The 1753-nt window shown below is 48.1% G+C and carries 1 pseudogene; it reads right to left on the minus strand.

The features are described 5' to 3' along the window. Positions 1-1753: pseudogene (locus C5O24_RS14180) on the minus strand (hypothetical protein); the annotation flags it as partial.

Raw genomic sequence — 1753 nt, forward strand, 5'->3', positions numbered from 1 at the left:
GTTTCCTGTTGCTGATAGGTTTGGTATTCCTCTAACAGGGCGTCGTATTGCTCGTTCCCGCTGCGCTTGGCGTATTCCTCGCGCTCCTTTTCAAGCGCGGCTAATGCGGCTTCGGCTACTTGGCGTTCTGCGTCCGTGGCTGATTCTGCGGCTTGACGGCTTAAAAGTTCCTTCTTCCGGGCGTAACTTTCTTCAAAGTCTATCTTCTCTTGAAGGTAGCCCGCGTATTCCTGTAACAAAGCCTTCGTTTCTTCCTTCGCCTGTTGGAGTGTGTCTGCTTCGGCGGTGTTAAGGATTTCCGCCTTCGCGTTATCCACGTCGGAATTATCCCCGGAAAGTTCGGAACGTCGGCGTTCAATGGTCGCCAACATTTCGCTAATGGTCTTGCACTGGGCTAACTCCTGTTGTAGCTGCGCGTCGAAGGCTGAAATAACCGATTCGCGGGTGGCGTTGGCTATCTCGTTGTTAAGGGTTGTCAGGTTCTTTAAGTCGGCGGCGGTTTTTGTGGTCTTGGCTTCAATAGCGGCGCGTTGGTTCTCCAAATATTGCAGATAGCTACTGCCTTCCTTCAATAAGGGCGCGAACTCGGAAGCGGCGGCGTTCCTTACGGTTTCGTCGCTGCTTGTTATCCGCTTCAAATATTTTTCGTAAAGTCCTTTTCGTGTTGCTAACTGCTCGGCGAAGGGGTCTTTTTCATTTTTGCTACTGCTTCCTGCACTTGAACCGTTCCCGTTTGGTTTATTGGATCCTTTGGTGCGAAGTATGTCTAATTCTTTTAATTCTTTTTCTGTTAGTGCTATCTGCTGCCTTGTATAGCCTACGGTTTTGTCTAATTCGGCTTGTGCTTCGCTGTGGATTCTTTGGTTCGTGCTTCGGGCTTGACTTACACGGTACGCATTAATAGCGTCTATGGCCTTTTGGGTTAATTTGAAGTCGCCGCCGCTCATCGTGTACCATTCGTTATCTTTGTTATATGCGTCACCCGATGCGCTGACCGCTCCGGCGGCCTTCATAGCCGCCCCGAGGTCTTTTTGGTCTTGTGTCCCTTGCTTAATTATATTTCCTACCTTGGTGTAGAAGCCTCCCCCGGCCACGCTTTGGTCGGCGGCTATAATTCGTTGGTAATATTGTTCGTAAGCCTTCATTTGAAGTTCTTGAAGGGCTAATGCCTTAGCGCGAAGTTCCAACGCCTTAACAACGGACTTGGTATTTTTTATAAATACATTGTCCGCGTCCGTAAGGTTATTAACGGAAAGGGAAAGGCTATCAAATTCGGAAGCGTTGTTTTTAATCCATTCTTGTTTCTCTGCTGCTGACTTCAAGTTATTGTATTCATCGCGTAGGCGTTGGTATTTACCCACTAAGTCCGCGCTTTTTGATGCGGTGGATTTGTGGTACTCATCAAAAACTTTTTTTGCTTCTTCGTTTGCCTTTGTCGCGTCTTTTGCCTTACTGCTATATTTATCCCAAAGATATATAGCGGCGGTAATGGCTACCGATAAACCAAACGTTAAAGTAGCCATCAATGCTTTTGCGGCCACGACTGAGCCGCCCAAAGCCACGGTTAAGCGGTTGGTTGCTGCGGATAACAACTCCTTCGCCTTGGCGACGGTTACAAGCATAAACGCGCTATCCTTGTTTAAGGCGTTCGCTACTTGCTGCAAACCCATTGTTATGGACATAAGGGCCTGCACCTTCAACATTATTTTTTGAAGGTTTTCGTTTTCTCCGGCGAAAAGGGATACCGCGCCTT

The organism is Paramuribaculum intestinale (assembly GCF_003024925.1).
GTDB lineage: Bacteria > Bacteroidota > Bacteroidia > Bacteroidales > Muribaculaceae > Paramuribaculum > Paramuribaculum intestinale.